This is a genomic window from Polymorphobacter megasporae (assembly GCF_018982885.2).
In the GTDB taxonomy this organism is placed as follows: domain Bacteria; phylum Pseudomonadota; class Alphaproteobacteria; order Sphingomonadales; family Sphingomonadaceae; genus Polymorphobacter_B; species Polymorphobacter_B megasporae.
On sequence record NZ_CP081848.1, the window covers coordinates 2,460,533 to 2,478,868 of the forward strand.

Consider the following 18,336-nt stretch of genomic DNA (forward strand, 5'->3'; position numbering starts at 1 on the left):
CTGTCGGTAGTCTTTACACTTTCGTAACGTTCGCCCCGTTGCGTCCTGTTAAGTCATTGGTAATATCTACTGTCGATGAGTTGGCATGGATCGTGCTGAGAAGGTGGTATCAATCATCTGAGGACATTCGAGTGAAGCCTATCCTGACCGCCGTCATTTCTGTCCTCGCCGGCTTTGCCGCACTCCCCGCCAACGCCGTAACCTACGACGCCAATGCGTCGTTTACAGCAACGTCGGCGACCTCGGGGCCCTTCACCTTTGGCAGCCTCAGCGGGGGTGTCTTCACCGCCTATCCGACCGGCGGCACCTGCCTGTTCGCGAACACGACGTGCCTGACCGCGGGCGACTATCTCGGCGTCTACCAGTCGAGCGATGGTGCCGCGCACCAGTCCGGCACCGCACTGATCCCGGCGACGGGCCTCGTGCTTCATCCCGGCGCCGCCGACCAGCTGTCGGTCATCATGTTCACCGCGCCGAAGACCGCTATCTACACGATCAAGCTGGCCGCGTATCAGGCCGACGTCGACGCCCGCACGCAGACTGTCGGGCTGGTTTCGGGCACGTCGACATACACGGTCACGACCTTGTCGCCGTCGAACCCGAGCCTGTCGATATCGGGTAAGGCGCTGCTCACCGCCGGCCAGCAGGTCGGCGTGTTTGTCGGCAACGACGGCCAGTATTTCTTCGACGCGACGGGCGTCGGCTTCAGCGCTTCGGTACCCGAGCCCGCCAGCTGGGCGCTGATGATCACCGGCTTCGGCATGGTCGGCGTCGCCGCGCGCCGTCGCACGACCGCCGTCGCCGCCTGATCAGACTCCCGCCGCCTCAACCGGGCGGCGGGACCCGTCTCGGTGGCGGCGTGAAGAACAGCTTGCGGAAGCTGATCGTGAACGCGCGTCCGACCGGGTCGAGATACGCCGGCTGATACGCGAGCGGGGTCGCGCCCGTCGCGTCGCGGACCCGCACCCGCGCGTCGGAGATGTTGGTCAGCGCAAAGGTCAGCCGCGTGCCGCGCAACCACGGGTGATCCTTAACCACCCCTTGCATCTGCCCGATGTTCGCGAACAGGCGGAGGTTGGCGGTTGCGATCGGCGAGAAGGTCAGCCCGCCGTTCGGGTCGATCGCGCTCGCATCGACCCGCGTTCCCGAATGCCAGTTCCCCGATAGCCGCGCGCCGAGTCCGTCCTTCGAATAGCCCGCTTGGATATCGACGTCGTTGCGGGCCTGCCCGCCGCTCGTCCCCAATGCGCCGCCGTTGAGCAGGTCGAGCACCGGCACGCCGGGGCGGATAACGATGTCGTCGCGGAAATACCGGCTGTAATAGACTGCGAACTGGAGCCGTCCGCCGTTGGCCCCGCCGAAGCCACCGCCGCGCCCGCCGCCACCGCCGCCGCCGCCGCGACCCCCGCCGCCGGGTCCGCGCTCGCCCGGAGTCCCGCCGCCCGGCGGTCCGCCCCCCGGGCCGTCGCCGCCGCGGCGCAGCCCGGCGAACGGGTTGACCCGCGTCGACTTGAGCGGGATCGACAGGTTGAAACCGAGCCGCATCGTGTCTGTTGCCTCGTTGGCGAAGTTCACCGGGCGCGCGTCGATCTGGACGAGATCGCCGCTGGCATCGCGGATGAAGCGATCGGGAAACGCCGTCTCGATCGCCGCGCTCGTCGCCGGGAAGCCCGCGATCGCATTGTCGACCCGCGTCCGGACATAATTTGCGGTCAGCGTCAGGTCGGGCTTTTTCAGCGGCTTGAGATTCAATTCGAGTTTGGTCAATTGGCGCTGGCTCGAGCGCAGCGCCGCTGTGCCGCCGGTAATTTGGGTGACGAACGCGGTCGTGCCGGTTACGGGATCGAATATCGTGACGTTGGGGGTGGTGACGACCGGTCCCTGGAGCTGCTGCGCCGACGGCGCGGCGTGGTCGGTAGTGTGGCTGGCGATGACCGTCAGCGCGTCGATCGGCTCCCAATTGAGGCCGTAGCCGACCGTCGTCAGCGTCCCGAAATCCGAAAGATATTGTGCCGCGAAATTCCCGTTGAGCGTCAGGTCGCCGATGAAGCCGCCAAAGCCCTCCTTGCGGCTCGTCACTGGCACGTCGAGGCTGACCTGCCCGCTGCCGATGTCGCGTTTGAAGTGCGTCGTCGTCACCGTCGACGAGCGATCAGATGTGCTGTCGAAGCCGCTCGCGCTGCCGAGGATCTTGACCGAGACGGTGGCCTTGCCGGCCGGCAGGTCGATCAGTGGCCCTGAGGCGAGCGCGTCGACGTTGCCGCTCGTCGAAAGACTGCGCGCGGTGTCGGCACCGCGCAGGAACACGAGGCCACCGAACGGCGCGAGCGGATCTCCGCCAGCGGTGACTCCGGTCTGGAAGGCGCTGGTGTCGGCCCCGCGGACCGTGTTGGTGCGCGTGTCAGTGCGGTCGAAGTTGCCGACGATCGACCAGTGCCAGCTCGTGCCATCGCCGTTCACCGTGCCACCGGCATGGAGCTGCGACGTCTTCGTCTCGCCCGCCAGCGCACCGAGGCCGGTCGCATAACGCAGCACCTGCAAGCCGTCGGCGGGAGCGAAGATGCTCTCGGGCGGCACCGTCAGCAGGACGCTCGCGAGGCCGTTCTGGCCCTTGTTGTCGTCGAGCTCGGCGCGGAAGTTGGCAGTCGCCGAGATGCCGCCTTCGAAGACATGATTGTAGACCGCGTTGAGCGAGCCGGTGTTGCTCGCCTGCGTCAGCGTACGAAACTGGGTCAGATCGGGAACCGGCGGCGACGACGCGATTGGACCGCTGGTGGCCGCAACGATGCCGCGATCGGCCTCGGTCAGCGCGTCGCTGTGATTGTATTTGAGGTCGACGTTGAGGCGTCCGTTCTTCTGGATGCGCAGATAGTCGGCCGATCCGCGTTCGTTCGCCGCGCCGCCCTCGGTCGCCGCGCCGCCGCCGGCCTCGATCGTCTTCGCGCGAAAGCGCTGACGGAGGACGATGTTGACCACGCGCTGGTCGGCCGGATAGCCGTATTTGAGCGCGACCTCCTCGGGCAGGATATCGACTCGAGCAATCGCCTCGGTCGGGATGTCCTTGATCTCGTTGAACCCCGATATGCGCCGCCCGTTGAGCAGGACGAGCGGCGCGCCGCCCGACCCGCGATCGGACCGCGTCTGCGGCGAGAGTTCGTCGAGCAGGTCGGAAATCGACGACACGCCATAGCTGCGGATGTCCGCCGGGCTGAGCTGAATCTCGGGCTTGATGTCGCCAAGCACCGCGCCGGGCTGATTGCGCGATGCGGTAACGACGATGTCGGGGTCTTCGGCAGGCGCCTCCTGGCCGAAGGCGACGGTGGCGACTGGTCCCGCCACCGCGACCGCTGCCAGAAATGTTGCCCAACGCACCTGCACGACGGCCTTACGACACGATTGCGGCGTATCCCCCAAGCGAAATCTAGCGTGTCTGCAGCAACCGCTCGATGTCGACGCGGAGTGCCTCGGGTTTCGTCGTCGGAGCAAAGCGGGCGACGACGGCGCCGCTGCGGTCGACGAGGAACTTGGTGAAGTTCCACTTGATCGCCTCGCTGCCGAGCAACCCCTTCGCCGCGTGCTTGAGATAGGCGAATAGCGGGTGGGTGCCGGGGCCGTTGACGTCGACCTTGGCGAACATCGGGAAGGCGACATCGTAGGTCAGGCTGCAGAAATTGGCGATCTCGGCGGCGTCGCCCGGCTCCTGTCCGCCGAACTGGTTGCACGGGAAGCCGAGGACGGCGAGGCCGCGCGGCCCGAACTCCTCGTGGAGCGCCTCGAGCCCGGTGTATTGCGGGGTAAAACCGCACTTGCTCGCGGTATTGACGATCAGCCGGACCTGCCCGGCATAAGTGCCGAGCGACACCGCTTCTCCGGTGATCGCCGTCGCGCTGAATTCGTCGATTTCGGCCATTTCGGCCTCCCCAATGTTCCCCCGCAGGCTGGCACCGAACACGCGACCGCGCAACGGTGACGTCCGAAAACCGCCAGACTCGGCGCGGGAACGCGGGTAGATCGGTCGGCATGACGATCGCTCCCCTCGACCCCGACGCGTGCTATGCCGCAATCGTGTCGCGCGACCCCGCCGTGGATGGCAGCTTCTTCAGCTGCGTCGCGACGACCCGGATCTTCTGCCGCCCGGTCTGCCCGGCCCGCACGCCGTTGCCCAAAAATGTAATCTTCGTCCGCACTACGGCGGAAGCAGTTACGGCGGGATATCGCGCATGCAAGCGCTGCCGTCCCGACGCTGCTCCCGGCAGCGCGGCATGGGACGGCACCGCCGCGAGCGTCCACCGTGCGCTCGCGCTGATCGATGCGGGCGGGCTCGACGAGACGAAAGTCGACGTTCTTGGTAACCGGCTCGGGCTCGGCGAGCGGCAGGTGCGCCGACTATTCGGCAAGCACCTCGGCGCGCCGCCGGTCGCGGTCGCGCAGGCCAAGCGTCTCGCCGCCGCGAACGAGTTGATCGCTGGCACGCTGCCGCTGGCGCAGGTCGCGCTCGCGGCGGGGTTCGGCAGCGTCCGCCGCTTCAACGAACTCTACCGTGCCGTCCATGGCGAAACCCCCGCCGCGTATCGCGCCCGCCACAAAGGAACCGCCATGCACCTGACCCTGTCGCGCTACACCTCACCGGTGGGCGAAATCCTGCTGGTCACTGAAGGCAGCACCCTCCGCGCGCTCGACTTCGGCGATTACGAGGCACGGATGACGACGCTGCTGAGCCGCCACTACGGCGCGGTAGCCCTTGTCGAAGGCGATGCCCCCGCGGCCGTTACCGCAGCGCTCGATGCCTATTTCGCCGGGGACGCGACCGCGCTCGATGCGCTGCCGGTGGCGACCGGCGGGAGCGAATTCCAGCGGTCGGTGTGGGCGGCGTTGCGCGCGATCCCGGCGGGAACGACGACCGGCTATGGCGCGCTTGCGGCGGTGCTCGGCAAGCCCGGGGCAGCGCGCGCGGTCGGGCTGGCGAACGGCGCGAACCCAATCGGCATCGTCGTGCCGTGCCACCGCGTCATCGGCGCGAACGGCGCGTTGACCGGCTATGCCGGGGGCGTCGCGCGCAAGGAATGGCTATTAAGGCACGAAGGCGCGATCACGGGCTGAACGTGCCGCTGTCCTTCCATTTCAGCAGCAATTCCTGCGATACCTCGAAGTGCATCGAATCTTCGGTCGGGAACGCCGCGCCCCAGATCCACTGATGCGCGTTGAAGAACTTGGCGAGGATGCCGAGGCCACGGAAGACCTTGTTGTCGCCCTGGATGTCGATCTTGCCGTCGAGCAGGAAGTCGATCGCGGTGCCCCAGCTATGGCTCGACGGCGGCGGCACGTTCTTGCCGCCGATATGGCGGAAGCGGCAGCACAGCATGCCGTTGCTCGTCAGCAGTGCGTACAGGTCAGGGGCGGCCGCCTTGACGTCGGTGAACACCGCAGTGAGGCTGTCGAGCGCGGGGATCAGCCCGGTCGCTTTGAACGGCCCGACGTTCTTGGTCGCGATCAATTTCTTGAACGTCGGGTTGTTCGGCGGCTGGCAGTCGCCGGTGAAACTATCGCGCGGCATGCCGAGCAACTGCTCGAGGAACCCCGCCGATGGCGCGTGAATACCCTGGTTGACTCCGCCCGCCGCCGGCTTCGGAATCAGTTCGAGATAATCCATGTGGCACCCCCCAATGCGTGCCTAGAGGATTATGCAAGACGGGAGGCGAGTCAAGATCCTCCGTTACTTGACCTCTGGAAGGAGAGGGGAATTAGACGTCGAATTCGACGATTACCGCGTCGACCGCGAGGCTTTCCCCGACTTTCGCGCGCACCTCCTTGACCACCGCGCTCTTTTCCGCGCGGAGGATATTCTCCATCTTCATCGCCTCGATCGTCGCGACTGCCTGACCGGCCTCGACCCGGTCGCCCGGCGCGACGGTTAGCGAGACAACCAGCCCCGGCATCGGGCACAGCAGGAAGCGCGACAGGTCGGGCGGCACCTTGACCAGCATGTGCGCGGCGAGCTCAGCGGCGCGCGGGGTCAGGACACGGACGTTCGCGGCGCGGCCACCGGTGGTCAGGCGGAAGCCGACCGGGCGGCGATCGACCGCGACCGACACCTCGCTCGCCCTACCCGAGCCGTCGCTATCCTGAACCTGCGCGACGAACAGCGGTTCGCCGACGCGCCAGTCGGTGGTGATGCGAATCTCGCGCGCGTCGTCGCCGGTTCCGATCAGCAGTTCATACGCATCGCCGGTCGCGAGCACCCCGACCGCGACACGCTCGCCGTCCAACTCGACGATCCAGTCCTCGCCGAAAACCGCGCCGTGGCCGCTGAGCTGGCCGTCGATCAACTGCGCGCGCTCGGTCAGGACCGCGTTCATCACCGCTGCTGCGGCGATCATCGTCGTCGTTCCCGCCTCGCTTACGGGGCTGCCGTGAAAGCCGTCGGGATATTCCTCGGCGATGAATGCGGTCGTCACCGCCTCGCCCGCCTGGAAGCGCGGATGCGCCATCACCGCCGCGAGGAAGTCGATGTTATGCCCAATCCCGCGGATCAGGTAGCGGTCGAGGGCTTCGCTTTGTTTCGCAATGGCTTCGGCGCGGGTATTGCCGTGGGTGATCAGCTTGGCGATCATCGGGTCATAGAAGCGGCTGATCTCGCTGCCCTCGACGACGCCGGTATCGACGCGCACGCCGAATGTCTCGGGCGCCACATACGTCGCCAACCGCCCGATCGACGGCAGGAAGCCGCGATACGGGTCCTCGGCATAGATCCGCGTCTCGATCGCATGGCCGTCGAGCCGGACCTCGGCCTGGGTGAAGCCGAGCGGTTCGCCCGCTGCAACGCGAATCATCGCCTCGACGAGGTCGACCCCGGTGATCGCCTCTGTCACCGGATGCTCGACCTGGAGCCGCGTGTTCATCTCGAGGAAGTAGAAACTGCGGTCGGCCCCGGCGATGAACTCGACCGTCCCGGCGCTGGTGTAGCCGACGCCCTGCGCCAGCGCGACCGCCTGCTCGCCCATCGCCTTGCGCATTTCGGGCGTGACGAACGGGGAGGGGGCTTCCTCGACGACCTTCTGGTGGCGGCGCTGGATCGAGCAGTCGCGCTCGTTCAAATAGACGATATTGCCGTGGGCGTCGCCGAGCAGCTGGATTTCGATGTGGCGCGGCTGCTCGATGAACTTCTCGATGAACACGCGGTCGTCGCCAAAGCTCGCCAGCCCTTCGCGCTTGGTCGCCTCGAAGCCGTCGCGGACGTCGGTCTCGCTCCACGCCAGCCGCATGCCCTTGCCGCCGCCGCCGGCACTCGCCTTCATCATCACCGGATAGCCGATTTCCGACGCGATCCGCACGGCGTGGTCGGTATCGTCGATCTCGCCGACGAAGCCAGGGACGACCGAGACGCCCGCCGCCTTGGCGAGCTTTTTCGATTCGATCTTGTCGCCCATCGCCGCGATCGCCTTGGCGGGCGGGCCGATGAATACGACCCCGGCGGCGTCGCATGCCTCGCGGAAGCTCGCGCGTTCGGACAGGAAGCCGTAGCCCGGGTGGACCGCCTCGGCCCCGGTCGCGAGGCATGCGGCGATGATCTTGTCGCCGAGCAGGTAGCTTTCGGCGGCAGGCGGCGGCCCCAGCCGCACGGCCTCGTCGGCCATCTCGACATGGAGCGCCCCTGCGTCGGCATCGGAGTACACCGCGACCGTCGCGATCCCCAACTTGCGGCACGACCGGATGACCCGGCACGCGATCTCGCCGCGATTGGCGATGAGGATTTTCTTGAACACCAAGCGAGCTCCCTGTTGATCTTGTTCAACCGGGGACGGGGGGCGACGTCAAGGAATTGCGTCGTTGCGCCCCTGCGAGCCGCGGGCGGGCAAGCGCCGGCCCGAGGCCCAAACAGCGCGCAAGCGACTCATTACGCCTTTGACTCGCTTCCACCGTCTGCATTAGGATATTGTTAATACTATCTGTTGTCTTGGCGATAATTGATGGGCGGGGCGATGGGGAAGATACCGGGGCCGGAATACTTCCTGAGCGCCGCGCTCGCTGCCGCCGTCGCGGTTGGTCTGGCCGGCGCGTTTATCGGCTTGAACGTGAGCAGCCTGTGGGCCGACGAGCTGTTCACTTTCTGGGTTGTCGGCGACGACCACAGCGCCGCCGCAGCACTCGCCCGCGCCCAAAGCGATATTCATCCGCCGCTCTATTACATGAGCGCGTTTTTGGTCACCGAGATATTCGGGCGCTCGCCGGTTGTCCTTCGGGCATTCAGCGCAATACTCGGCGTCACCGCGATTCCCTTATTCTATTATGTCACCCGGAAGACCTACTCGATACCTGCGCGACTGGTCGCGATGACGATAGCGGTGTCGTCGTGGTTCTGGGTCAACCAGACCCAGAATGCGCGTTCGTACGGCCTCTGCCTGCTGATCGCCACTGCGGTTTACGGTGCTGCGCTCGCTCTCGTGGCGCGCGAGCGCGACGGGCGGCCCGTCGGCTGGACGCTGGCGGCATTGGTGCTGTCGATGGCGTTAGGGTCTTGCGTTCACCCGTATATGTTGTTCGTCGCCCTCGCGACGCTCGCTTCATTATTCGTGCTGTGTGCCCGGCTGCGCTGGGTGTTCGTCCTGATCGGCGGGTCGATCACGGCTGCTTGGTTTGCCTATATCCACTTCGTCATTCGTGCGCATACGGTGTTCTCGCTCGAACACAGCTGGATCGGCAACACCACGGGCTGGTACCGGGACGAATTGCGGACGAGCTGGCAGGCCTCGCTTTCGAACAAGCCGATGATTGCGATCGTGCTCGTCTGCGTCGCCAGCGCCGCGGCGGTCATCATGCGCGATCGTTCCCGGCGTCAGCCCGTGACGATCGACGGGCGATACCTGTGCCTGCTGGTGGTCCCCTTGGTCGTCATCGCTGGAATTTCGAGTTCGATGATCCTGACACCGAACTTTACCTCGCGTAATTTGCTCGTCTGCTCGCCATTCATCTGGGGAGCGGAAGCGTTCTTGTTCGACCTCGGTGTTGCGCGGCTTGGCACCGTCGGCCGCATCGCGGCATCGATCGTGGTCGCAGTCCTCGCCCTCGTCTCGATCGGGGGCGTCAGGGCGCGCTCCGTGCCGGTTCGCACACCGTTCCGCGAAAGCGCGCGCTGGATCGACTCGCAACCTGGCTGCCGGGGCCAGGCGATCGCGTATGTAATTACCGACGGCGTCTATAATAGCCCCGTCGACGCCGAGCGTCACGGCGCCTTTGAGTATGGCTATTACCTCCAGGATGTCGGCCTCGTCCCGCTCTACCTCAAAGATGCGATCGCCGGGCGTGCCGTCCTCAATCCGTCGTGCCGGGTCGTGGCGTGGGGTGCGCATTACCTGAACGATAGCCACACTGCCGAAGCCGTCCGCGCCGGGCTGGTGAAGTCGCTTCACCGGAAGATCGTATTATTGACGCTTTCTCTTCCCGGGCGGAAGGACGGCGGCGGAGCGGCGTATATCTTCCTCACGCCGTAGCGCGTCGTTCCGGCGAGCTTCACAATTAGCAGTCAGCTTGGTGGGCGATGGAGAGGTGCAACGCGCCTTCCCGTCTCAGTCGCAACCAGTCTGCGGGGCTGCATCGGTCGATCGGCACTGGTCGTTGCCTCGATACCTCGCTGGTACGAGAGCGTGATCTGTCGCCTGCTGCTGCGCTCTACAGTGGAATATTATCGTGCTTCTTCCACGGGTTTTCGAGCTTCTTCGTCTTCAGCTTGCGCAACCCCAACGCGATCCGCCGACGGGTCGAATGCGGCATGATGACCTCGTCGATGAAGCCCATGCTCGCCGCGACGAATGGGTTGGCGAAGCGGGCTTCATACTCGGCGGTGCGTTCGGCGATCTCGTCCTTCGACTTGCCGCGGAAGATGATCTCGACTGCGCCCTTCGCGCCCATCACCGCGATTTCGGCGGTCGGCCATGCGTAGTTGAGGTCCCCGCGGAGGTGCTTCGACGCCATGACGTCGTACGCCCCGCCATACGCCTTGCGGGTGATGACGGTGATCTTGGGGACGGTCGCTTCGGCATAGGCGAACAGCAGTTTGGCACCGTTCTTGATGATGCCGTTATGCTCCTGCGCGACGCCGGGGAGGAAGCCGGGGACGTCGACGAAGGTGACCAGCGGGATATTGAACGCGTCGCAGAAGCGGACGAAGCGCCCGGCCTTCTTCGACGCGGCGATGTCGAGGCAGCCCGCCAGCACGGTCGGCTGATTCGCCACGATGCCGACGGTCGACCCTTCGATCCGGGCGAGGCCGATGATGATGTTTGCGGCGTGCGCGGGCTGGAGCTCGAAGAATTCGCCCTCGTCGGCGACCTTCCGGATCAATTCGTGCATGTCGTACGGCTGCGCGGCGGACGCCGGGACGAGCGTGTCTAGGCTCGGCTCGATCCGGTCGGGGTCGTCGGCTGAGGGGCGAAACGGGACGCCGCTGCGGTTGTCGAGCGGGAGGTAGTCGAAGAAGGTCCGGGTGCGGAGCAGCGCCTCGACGTCGTCCTCGAGCGCAAGATCGGCGACCCCCGAGCGCGTCGTGTGCGTCACCGCGCCGCCCAATTCCTCCTGCGTCACGACTTCGTTGGTCACCGTCTTGACCACGTCGGGCCCGGTGACGAACATGTAGCTCGAGTCCTTCACCATGAAGATGAAGTCGGTCATCGCCGGGCTGTAGACCGCGCCGCCCGCGCACGGCCCCATGATCAGGCTGATCTGCGGGATGACGCCCGACGCCAGAACGTTGCGTTGGAACACCTCGGCATAGCCGCCGAGGCTGGCAACGCCCTCCTGGATGCGCGCGCCGCCTGAGTCGTTGAGTCCGATCACCGGCGCACCGACCTTCATCGCCATGTCCATGATCTTGCAGATCTTCTGCGCATGGCGCTCGGACAGGCTGCCGCCGAAGACGGTGAAGTCCTGGCTGAAGACGAACACCAGCCGCCCGCTGATCGTTCCGCTGCCGGTGACGACGCCATCGCCGGGAATCTTTTGCTTCTCCATGCCGAAGTCGGTGCTGTTGTGCTCGACGTACATGTCGAGTTCCTCGAAGCTGCCGGGGTCGAGCAGGATGTCGAGCCGTTCGCGCGCGGTCAGGCGGCCCTTGGCGTGCTGCGCCGCGACCCGCGCCGGACCGCCGCCCGCGCGCGCCGCATCGCGCCGCCGTTCGAGTTCGACCAGGGCTTTCAGCATGTTGCTCCCTCTTGCATGGTCACCGGCTGTTCGATCAGGTTAAGAAAATCGACCGCAGTGTCGACCGCCGCACGCCGCGCCGCAAGGCTCGCGGCGGCGAGCGGGTCGATGCCCCATTTTTCGGCCTGCCACAGCTCGTCGAGCTGCCCGGCGGCGAAGGCTTCGGCGGCGGTGAGGTGGTGCTCGCTGACCGCAAGCCCGATCAGCGCCGACCCGCAGATCGTCACGATCGGATGGAGCGCCGCGAGTCGAAACGCGTCGAGCGCGGCGAACGCGGCACCGATCCGCGCCATCGTCGCGGGCGGCTGGAGGGTGTGGATGATCCCCGACGTCACGGTGAAGCCGACATCGTAACGCGCCGCCGCCCACGCGAGCAGGGGGTCCCAAACCGCCGCCTGCCGGGCGACAAGCGGCGGCGGCTCGTCGGCGCGGTAGCAGAGGAGTTCGGTCTCGGCGAAGCGCGCAAGGTCGGCGGCAAAGGCGGTCCGGTCGGGGGCGACGCGGTCAATCGCGGCATAAGCGAAGCCGGTCAGCGGCATCTGGCGCGGGTCGAGAACCTCGCCTTGCGCGGCCCATTCAGCGGCGGCGGCGGCGGCAAGCGCAGGGGTCGGCACGACGAATGCGGCCTTCGCCGGGGTACGGATCGCACGGCCATCGAGCGCGACGGTCCAGCCGCCGTCGAGCGCCTGCGCGCTTGCCGTGGTATAGAAGCGCTTCATGCGAGCAGCGCGAGCAGCGCGGGCATGTCGCCGACGACGGTCTCGGCCCCGGCGGCGGTGAGTTCGTCGGGAGCATGATAGCCCCAGTCGACGCCGATCGCGCGCGCCCCGGCGGCGATCCCCATGAGCATGTCGAAGCTGGTGTCGCCGATCATCACCGTGTCGGCAGGCTCGGCTCCGGCCTGCGCCATCGCCAGCTCTAGCATCGCCGGATGCGGCTTCGACGGGTGGCGGTCGGCGGTCTGGAGGGTGACGAAATGGTGCGCGATATCGTGGTGCGCGAGGATCAGCGCGAGCCCGCGATCCGATTTACCGGTGGCGACGCCGAGCAGGCAGCCGCGGTCGGCTAGTTCGACGAGGCCGTCGCGGATGCCGGGATACAGCGGCTCGACGACGAGCGAGCCTTCGGCACGGAGCCGGTGGTAGGCGTTGCGATACTCGTCGGCGAGGCGGGTCTGCAGGTCGACTTCGGCGTTGGGCAGCAGCGTCGCCATCGTCTCGAACAGGCTGAGCCCGACGACCTGACGGATGCGGTGCGGATCGGGTGCGGCTACCCCGACGCGCGCGAAGCTCTCGGTCATCGCCCGGATGATATTGACCTGGCTGTCGACGAGCGTCCCGTCGCAATCGAATACGGCGAGGCGGGTCACGCTAAGTGCCGCGCGAGCGCCGTTCGCCGCCGCGTTGCCGCTCGCCCTTACGCGCCTTGCGGCGCGACTTGGCAGCGGCGGCGTCGGCTTTGGCCTTGCCTTCGGGCGTGTCGACATAGCGGACCTCGTCGAGCGGAACGTCGCCGAGCTCCATGTCGAAACCGAGCATCGCAAAGCTGTCGACCATGTGCGGCGGCAGGTCGGCGGCGATGTCGAGGGTGCCGCCGTCGGGATGCTCGACGATCAGTCGCCGCGCGTGGAGGTGCATCTTGCGGCTGATGCCGCCGGTCAGGAACGCGTCCTTGCCGCCGTATTTGGCGTCGCCGACGATCGGGTGGCCAATCGCGGTGGCGTGGACGCGGATCTGATGGGTGCGGCCGGTCAGCGGCTGGAATTCGATCCATGCGGCCTGGTTCGCGGCGTGGTCGAGGACGCGGTAGCGCGTCTTGGCGTTCTGCCCGGCGTCGGGGTCGACGTGCATCTTCTCGCCGCCGCTGCCGGGCTGTTTCGACAATGCCGCGTCGATCTCGCCCGCATCGGGCTCGGGCAGGCCGATGTTGAGCGCCCAATAGACCTTGCGCGCGGTCCGCCCCGAAAACGCCTTCGAGAAGAACGCCGCCGCGCGTGCCGTCCGCGCGAGCAGGAGGACGCCGCTGGTATCCTTGTCGAGCCGGTGGACGAGCTTGGGGCGGTTGGGGAAGCCGAAGCTCAGCGCATCGAGCAGTCCGTCGACGTGCGTCGTTGTGCCGGTCCCGCCCTGCGTCGCGAGGCCCGGGGGCTTGTTGATGACGATCGCCGCCTTGTCGCGGTGGATGACGAGGCTCTGCGCGTATTCGATCTCGGCCTGGCTCAGCGGGCGGCGCGGCGCCTCGCCCGGCGCGGTCGACACCGGCACTGCCTCGGGCGGGGGCATCGTGATCGTCTGCCCGGCGGCGATGCGGTCGCCGGGGTCGGCCTTCTTGCCGTCGAGCTTGAGCACGCCGGTCCGCGCCCAGCGCGAGACAACGTTGAAGCTGACATCGGCCATGTGCCGCTTGAACCAGCGGTCGAGGCGGATATCGGCGTCGTCGGGTTCGACAATGAAGTTACGATCGGCGCTCATGCCCGTGCCAGCATGACGCCGGCATAGAGCGCGACTATGCTCCCCGCGACCGACGATACGGCGTACGCCGCCGCGAGCAGCCCGTCGCCGCGGACGATCATGTTGAACGTTTCGAGGCTGAACGCCGAGAAGGTGGTGAAGCCGCCGAGGACGCCGACGCCGAGGAGTAGCCGCAGCGGCTCGCCGCTGTTCGTCCGGCTTAAGCTTCCGGCGAGCAGCCCCATCGCCAGCCCGCCGATGATGTTGACCGCCCAGGTGCCGAACGGCAGCCCCGCGCCGAGGTTCTGGTACGCCCAGAGGCCGACGAGGTAGCGCAGGGCGGCACCGATCGCGCCTCCCGACATGACGAGGACGAGCGGGGGCAGGGCAAGGAGCGCGTTCATACTGCCGCCGTCTTTAGAGCGTCACGCGCTTTCACGCCACGCCGAATGTCCAGCCCTCGGTGTGGCAGACTTGGTCGAGCCCGGCAGGGTGCCAGACTGCGGGGTCGACGGCGGCGGCACGCATGCCCGCAGCGGAGATGAGAGCGTCGCCGATATGGTCGGCGAAGGTGTAGGGAAGGTCTTGCGTCGGTGCGCTGCCGAGCCGGGCGAGCGCGGCGTCGAGTGTCGCCCGGTCGCGGATCTTGCCGCGCACCCCGGCGGCGGCGGCGAACACTGCACAATAGATTTCGGCGAGGACCGGTCCGGTCGCGGGGAGCGGGTCGAACGGCCACACCGGCACCGGCGTTTTAGCGAGCAGCCGCATCGCCGACAGGCTCGCCTTGCCGCATTGCGACGCGCCGAGCAGGACGAAGCACGACGCTGGCGATCCCTTGCGCCGCTCGACGACGCGCAGCCGGGCGCGGTCGGCGCGCGGGCCGTCGGCAACACCGGTCCAGAAATGGCGGCGGCGGTGCGCGATATAGGCGTGCGCGGCGTGAAACGGATCGTCAGCGGCGATCGCGGCGACCTCCGCCCACAGCGACCGCGCGTCGGGCGGGGAGGGGTCGCCGGGGAAGAAGGCGGCGGAGTCGGTGAAGGGAAGGGCGAACGAAGCGTCGATACCGATGAGGGTGCGCTCGTCGCGCGCGCTGAATCCGGCGATGAGGTCGAACACCTCGGCGCGCGACCATGCCCGGTCGCGGGTGAGCAGTTTCGGCGCGGCGGTACCGGTGTCGGCGATGGCGACCGCGATCGCTCGGTGCCGCTCGCCGACCGCGCCGGTCCAGTCGATCGCGACGAAGCGGTCGAAGGTCAATCGACGACGACGAGCCGTGCGCCGCGAGCAATCTCGGCTTCGATATGGCTCAGGTTGTTCGTTACCAGCACTGTGATAGCCGCCACGCTGCACGCGTTCTCAGCCTTCATGTTATGCTCGGCAGCGTCAGCGACCTCGAAGTCTTCGTGCGTCAGGAACGAGAACTCAGCAACGAGCGTGTCGATCGAGTCGCCTCCGGCCACATATTAAAGTGCATCGATGACCCGAAAGCGCGTTCCCGCAATGCACGGCTTGCCATCGCACACGTTCGGATTGGAGCTGATGCGCGGGTTCATGCGCCTCGATATAGCGCAACCACCCCGCGCCCGCCACTCACGCGCGCTCGTACATCCCTATCAACACGCCCTTGGCGATGGTGTGATCGACGAGCGCCTCCTCGACCGCGCTCCGCCCCGGGTGCTCGCCCAGGTCGGGGACGGTGTCGAGGGCGAAGACCTGGAAGACGTAGCGGTGCTCGCCGTGGCCGGTCGGCGGGTCGCATGGCAGCCAGCCGGTCTTGAGGTACGAATTGCGCCCGGTCGCGACCGACGGCGGCTCGCTCGACACCGCGCCTTCGGCGATCGCGCCGTTGCTGCCGGGCAGGTGATGGACGATCATGTGGACGAGCGGGGCGGGTGTCGGCGAATCGGCGTCCTCGACGATGATCAACACCGCTGCCGCGCCAACGGGCACGTCGCTCCACGCCAGCGGCGGCGAGACGCCCTCGCCATCGGCGGTAAAGCGCGCGGGGAGGACGGCCCCGTCGGTGAACGCCGGGCTGGTCACCGCGATCGCGTGTTCGACCCGCGTCAGCCGCGCGTCGTAATAGACGGTCTTGTCGAGCCCGGGGCGGACGCCCTCGAGAAGATGGCCGATCGCGGCGGGGACGTTCTCGAGCACTGGCAAGCCTTTCAGTCGTTCGGCTCGTCAACCCCCGGAGCTGCCGCCGGTTGCGCGCGGCGAAGCGTCGCCCAGTGATCGAGGCGCTCGGCGATCCGCTTCTCGTGGCCGCGGTCTGTCGGGCGGTAGAAGCGCTGCGGGCGCATTTCGTCGGGCCAATAGTTCGATCCCGAAAACCCGCCTTCGGCATCGTGGTCGTAGGCATAATCCTTGCCGTAACCGAGGTTTTTCATCAGCTTGGTCGGCGCGTTGAGGATATTCGCCGGCGGCACGAGCGACCCGGTTTCCTTCGCGCTCCGCGTCGCCGCCTTGTGCGCGACATACGCCGCGTTCGATTTCGGCGCGGTCGCGAGGTAGAGGCAGGCGTGCGCGATCGCCAGCTCACCCTCGGGCGAGCCGAGGAACTCGTAGCTGTCCTTCGCCGCGAGCGTCACCACCAGCGCGTTGGAATCCGCCAGCCCGATGTCCTCGCTGGCGAAGCGGACCATGCGGCGGAGGAGGTAGAGCGGCTCCTCGCCCGCGGTCAGCATCCGCGACAGATAGTAAAGCGCGGCGTCGGGGTCGGACCCGCGCAGCGCCTTGTGCAGCGCCGAAATCAGGTTGTAGTGCCCGTCGCGATCCTTGTCGTAGACCGCGACGCGGCGGTGGAGCAGATCGCGCAAGCCCTCGGGGGCGAGCGGGGCCTCGACCGCGATCGAGAACAGCGTCTCGGCCTGGTTGAGCAGGAAGCGCCCGTCGCCGTCGGCCGAAGCGACGAGCGCCTCGCGCGCCTCGGGCGTCAGCGGCAGCGGCTTGTCCTCGACCGCCTCGGCGCGCGCGAGCAGCGTGTCGAGCGCGGCGGTGTCGAGGCGGCGGACGATCAGTACCTGCGCGCGGCTCAGCAGCGCGGCGTTCAACTCGAAGCTCGGGTTCTCAGTCGTCGCGCCGACGAGGACGACGGTGCCGTCCTCGACATAGGGCAGGAAGCCGTCCTGCTGCGAGCGATTGAAGCGGTGTATCTCGTCGACGAACAACAAGGTCTGCTGCCCGGCGCGGGCGGCGGTCTTCGCCTCGGCGAACAGTTTCTTGAGGTCGGCGACCCCGGCGAAGACCGCTGAAATCCCGACGAAGCGCATGCCAACCGCGTCGGCCAGCAGCCGCGCGATCGTTGTCTTGCCCGTCCCGGGAGGCCCCCACAGGACGAGCGAGGCAAGCTTGCCCGCCGCCACCATCCGCCCGATCGCCCCCGCCGGGCCGGTCAAATGCTCCTGTCCGACGACGTCGGCGAGGGTGCGCGGGCGCAGGCGTTCGGCGAGCGGGCTGGCTCCGGCGGCAACCGGCGCGGCGTGGGGAGGGTCGGCGGCGAACAGGTCCATCGACGGGATATAGCGGCGGCGGGCCCCGGCGGCGACTACCAGTCGAGATAATCGGCGACGGCAAGCGCGTCGCGGCGGGCACCGCATTCGGCCCAGACATAGCCGGTCAGAGTCATCCAGATATCGTCGCCGCCATTTGCGTAGACGTCGAGATAGACGTCGCAGCATGCGGCCAACCCGAGGCGCTTGAGGCGAAGCTGCTCGGCCTTGTAGTCCGACATCGCGGCGGTCGCCGCAGCCAGATAGGCGTTGAGGTTGGCACGCGACACCACCGGCTTTCCGGCACTGAGGAACACCCCCGCAAGCTCGCCGTGGAGGACGTCGATCACCCGATCAGGGCCGATGTTGATCCGCTGCGGCATCTGCTTGGTATTGCCCGCAAGCCGTTTGACCATCTCGATCAGGTCGAAGGCGTGGATGTCGCCGCCGTGCCCAGCCGCAAGCCGCGCCCATGCGACCGCTTCGAGGCCGAGATTGCAGAAATGCGCGGCGTCGGTGTTGCGGCACGACGTCGAACTGTTGAGCACGACCTTGGGATCGTCCTCGTCGAAGCCCCAGTGGACCGGGTCCTTCGAGCGGAAGCCGCTATCGACCTGGTGCGTCGCGGCGACCCTGAACGCGTCGGCGGCGGCGATCTTCACCGCCGGATTGACCACCCCAACGCGGCGGCACAGCGCATCGAGCGCGAAGATGAACATGAAGAAGTGTACCGCGCGCTCGCGGGCGTGCATCAGCAGCGCGTTGCCGATCGTGCCGCTGATGTTGACCCCCGACGGCGAGGCGGCGGAATGTTCGCGTGGCGGCATCTGCGGCTCCCCATTCCGGGGGCTGGCGTCCCCGACGCGGACCCTAACCGGTCGAGGTGACAGGTCCGCGACGGACTGTGACCGGCACCAGTCAATTTGTCACGCATACGAGACGATGATCCGGGCGTTGCTGCTGCGGTATTTACCACGAAAGGTCCACGACATGGCACGCACCCTGGCCCATTTCACCATCACCGAATCGGGCGATGATTACCTTCTCCACATCGAGGACGACGCCGGCGAGACGATCGAGATGACCGCGACGTACGATCAGCTCGACCTGCTTGTCGAAGCAATCGACGCGCATCTTGATGAGGATGCCGAAGAGATGGACGAAGTCGAGGAGTAATCTGCACAATGTACTCGCGCCCC

At 67.1% G+C, this 18,336-nt stretch carries 19 protein-coding genes; 4 read left to right on the top strand and 15 right to left on the bottom strand.

Annotation, left to right across the window (positions count from 1 at the left end; translation table 11 throughout):
* The first annotated feature begins 131 nt into the window (after positions 1-131).
* Positions 132-809 carry a PEPxxWA-CTERM sorting domain-containing protein gene (locus KTC28_RS22840; RefSeq protein ID WP_255601961.1) on the top strand — a complete coding sequence of 226 codons (678 nt, stop codon included), beginning with the start codon at positions 132-134 and terminating at the stop codon, positions 807-809.
* 16 nt (positions 810-825) lie between these two features.
* Here the strand turns inward: KTC28_RS22840 and KTC28_RS11540 are convergent, their stop codons facing one another.
* Together KTC28_RS11540 and KTC28_RS11545 are read right to left on the bottom strand one after the other, a co-directional pair.
* Positions 826-3,378, bottom strand: coding sequence for a TonB-dependent receptor (locus KTC28_RS11540; RefSeq protein WP_216710918.1), 2,553 nt, complete (start codon positions 3,376-3,378; stop codon positions 826-828).
* A gap of 43 nt (positions 3,379-3,421) precedes the next feature.
* The gene (locus tag KTC28_RS11545; protein ID WP_216710919.1) at positions 3,422-3,910 is read right to left on the bottom strand and encodes a glutathione peroxidase; all 489 of its coding nucleotides are present in this window, start codon (positions 3,908-3,910) and stop codon (positions 3,422-3,424) included.
* A gap of 110 nt (positions 3,911-4,020) precedes the next feature.
* Between KTC28_RS11545 and KTC28_RS11550 the strand changes: the two genes are divergently transcribed.
* Positions 4,021-5,100 (top strand): bifunctional transcriptional activator/DNA repair enzyme AdaA, encoded by a 1,080-nt coding sequence (locus tag KTC28_RS11550; protein WP_216710920.1) that lies wholly within the window; start codon positions 4,021-4,023, stop codon positions 5,098-5,100.
* On the opposite strand, the gene KTC28_RS11555 is transcribed toward KTC28_RS11550, so the two are convergent.
* Positions 5,090-5,650 (bottom strand): M15 family metallopeptidase, encoded by a 561-nt coding sequence (locus tag KTC28_RS11555; RefSeq protein WP_216710921.1) that lies wholly within the window; start codon positions 5,648-5,650, stop codon positions 5,090-5,092. The genes KTC28_RS11550 and KTC28_RS11555 overlap by 11 nt on opposite strands.
* A 91-nt stretch (positions 5,651-5,741) precedes the next feature.
* The gene (locus KTC28_RS11560; RefSeq protein WP_216710922.1) at positions 5,742-7,763 is read right to left on the bottom strand and encodes an acetyl-CoA carboxylase biotin carboxylase subunit; all 2,022 of its coding nucleotides are present in this window, start codon (positions 7,761-7,763) and stop codon (positions 5,742-5,744) included.
* A gap of 216 nt (positions 7,764-7,979) precedes the next feature.
* On the opposite strand from KTC28_RS11560, the gene KTC28_RS11565 reads away from it, so the two are divergent.
* Entirely contained in the window at positions 7,980-9,488 is a 1,509-nt protein-coding gene (locus tag KTC28_RS11565; RefSeq protein WP_216710923.1) for a glycosyltransferase family 39 protein, read from the top strand.
* Between the two features lie 178 nt (positions 9,489-9,666).
* On the opposite strand, the gene KTC28_RS11570 is transcribed toward KTC28_RS11565, so the two are convergent.
* From KTC28_RS11570 to KTC28_RS11620, 11 genes are read right to left on the bottom strand one after another with little or no spacing between them, the layout of a single operon-like run.
* Entirely contained in the window at positions 9,667-11,193 is a 1,527-nt protein-coding gene (locus tag KTC28_RS11570; protein ID WP_216710924.1) for an acyl-CoA carboxylase subunit beta, read from the bottom strand.
* Complete coding sequence (locus KTC28_RS11575) at positions 11,187-11,912, bottom strand: ATP12 family chaperone protein (RefSeq protein ID WP_216710925.1); 726 nt, start codon at positions 11,910-11,912, stop codon at positions 11,187-11,189. The genes KTC28_RS11570 and KTC28_RS11575 overlap by 7 nt, the downstream gene beginning before the upstream one ends.
* A complete protein-coding gene (locus KTC28_RS11580) occupies positions 11,909-12,562 on the bottom strand; it encodes an HAD-IA family hydrolase (RefSeq protein ID WP_255601962.1) in 654 nt (217 codons plus the stop codon). The genes KTC28_RS11575 and KTC28_RS11580 overlap by 4 nt, the downstream gene beginning before the upstream one ends.
* 1 nt (position 12,563) lies before the next feature.
* A complete protein-coding gene (locus KTC28_RS11585; RefSeq protein WP_216710927.1) occupies positions 12,564-13,664 on the bottom strand; it encodes an RluA family pseudouridine synthase in 1,101 nt (366 codons plus the stop codon).
* Positions 13,661-14,029: a fluoride efflux transporter CrcB gene (gene crcB, locus KTC28_RS11590; RefSeq protein WP_216710959.1), complete on the bottom strand. Its 369-nt coding sequence runs from the start codon at positions 14,027-14,029 to the stop codon at positions 13,661-13,663. Before crcB ends, KTC28_RS11585 begins: the two co-directional genes overlap by 4 nt.
* 49 nt (positions 14,030-14,078) lie before the next feature.
* Positions 14,079-14,903 carry a hypothetical protein gene (locus tag KTC28_RS11595; RefSeq protein WP_216710928.1) on the bottom strand — a complete coding sequence of 275 codons (825 nt, stop codon included), beginning with the start codon at positions 14,901-14,903 and terminating at the stop codon, positions 14,079-14,081.
* Positions 14,900-15,106, bottom strand: coding sequence for a hypothetical protein (locus KTC28_RS11600; protein WP_216710929.1), 207 nt, complete (start codon positions 15,104-15,106; stop codon positions 14,900-14,902). Before KTC28_RS11600 ends, KTC28_RS11595 begins: the two co-directional genes overlap by 4 nt.
* Positions 15,107-15,109: 3 nt before the next feature.
* Positions 15,110-15,199, bottom strand: a complete 90-nt coding sequence (locus KTC28_RS23290) for a DUF433 domain-containing protein (RefSeq protein WP_216710930.1) — start codon at positions 15,197-15,199, stop codon at positions 15,110-15,112.
* 37 nt (positions 15,200-15,236) lie between these two features.
* Positions 15,237-15,803, bottom strand: a complete 567-nt coding sequence (locus tag KTC28_RS11610) for a YbhB/YbcL family Raf kinase inhibitor-like protein (protein WP_216710931.1) — start codon at positions 15,801-15,803, stop codon at positions 15,237-15,239.
* 11 nt (positions 15,804-15,814) lie between these two features.
* Positions 15,815-17,158, bottom strand: a complete 1,344-nt coding sequence (locus tag KTC28_RS11615; protein ID WP_216710932.1) for a replication-associated recombination protein A — start codon at positions 17,156-17,158, stop codon at positions 15,815-15,817.
* Positions 17,159-17,193: 35 nt separating this feature from the next.
* Positions 17,194-17,964 carry a hypothetical protein gene (locus KTC28_RS11620; protein ID WP_216710933.1) on the bottom strand — a complete coding sequence of 257 codons (771 nt, stop codon included), beginning with the start codon at positions 17,962-17,964 and terminating at the stop codon, positions 17,194-17,196.
* 163 nt (positions 17,965-18,127) lie between these two features.
* Here KTC28_RS11620 and KTC28_RS11625 point away from each other — a divergent pair, with 163 nt between their 5' ends.
* A complete protein-coding gene (locus KTC28_RS11625) occupies positions 18,128-18,313 on the top strand; it encodes a hypothetical protein (RefSeq protein ID WP_216710934.1) in 186 nt (61 codons plus the stop codon).
* Positions 18,314-18,336: the final 23 nt, after the last annotated feature.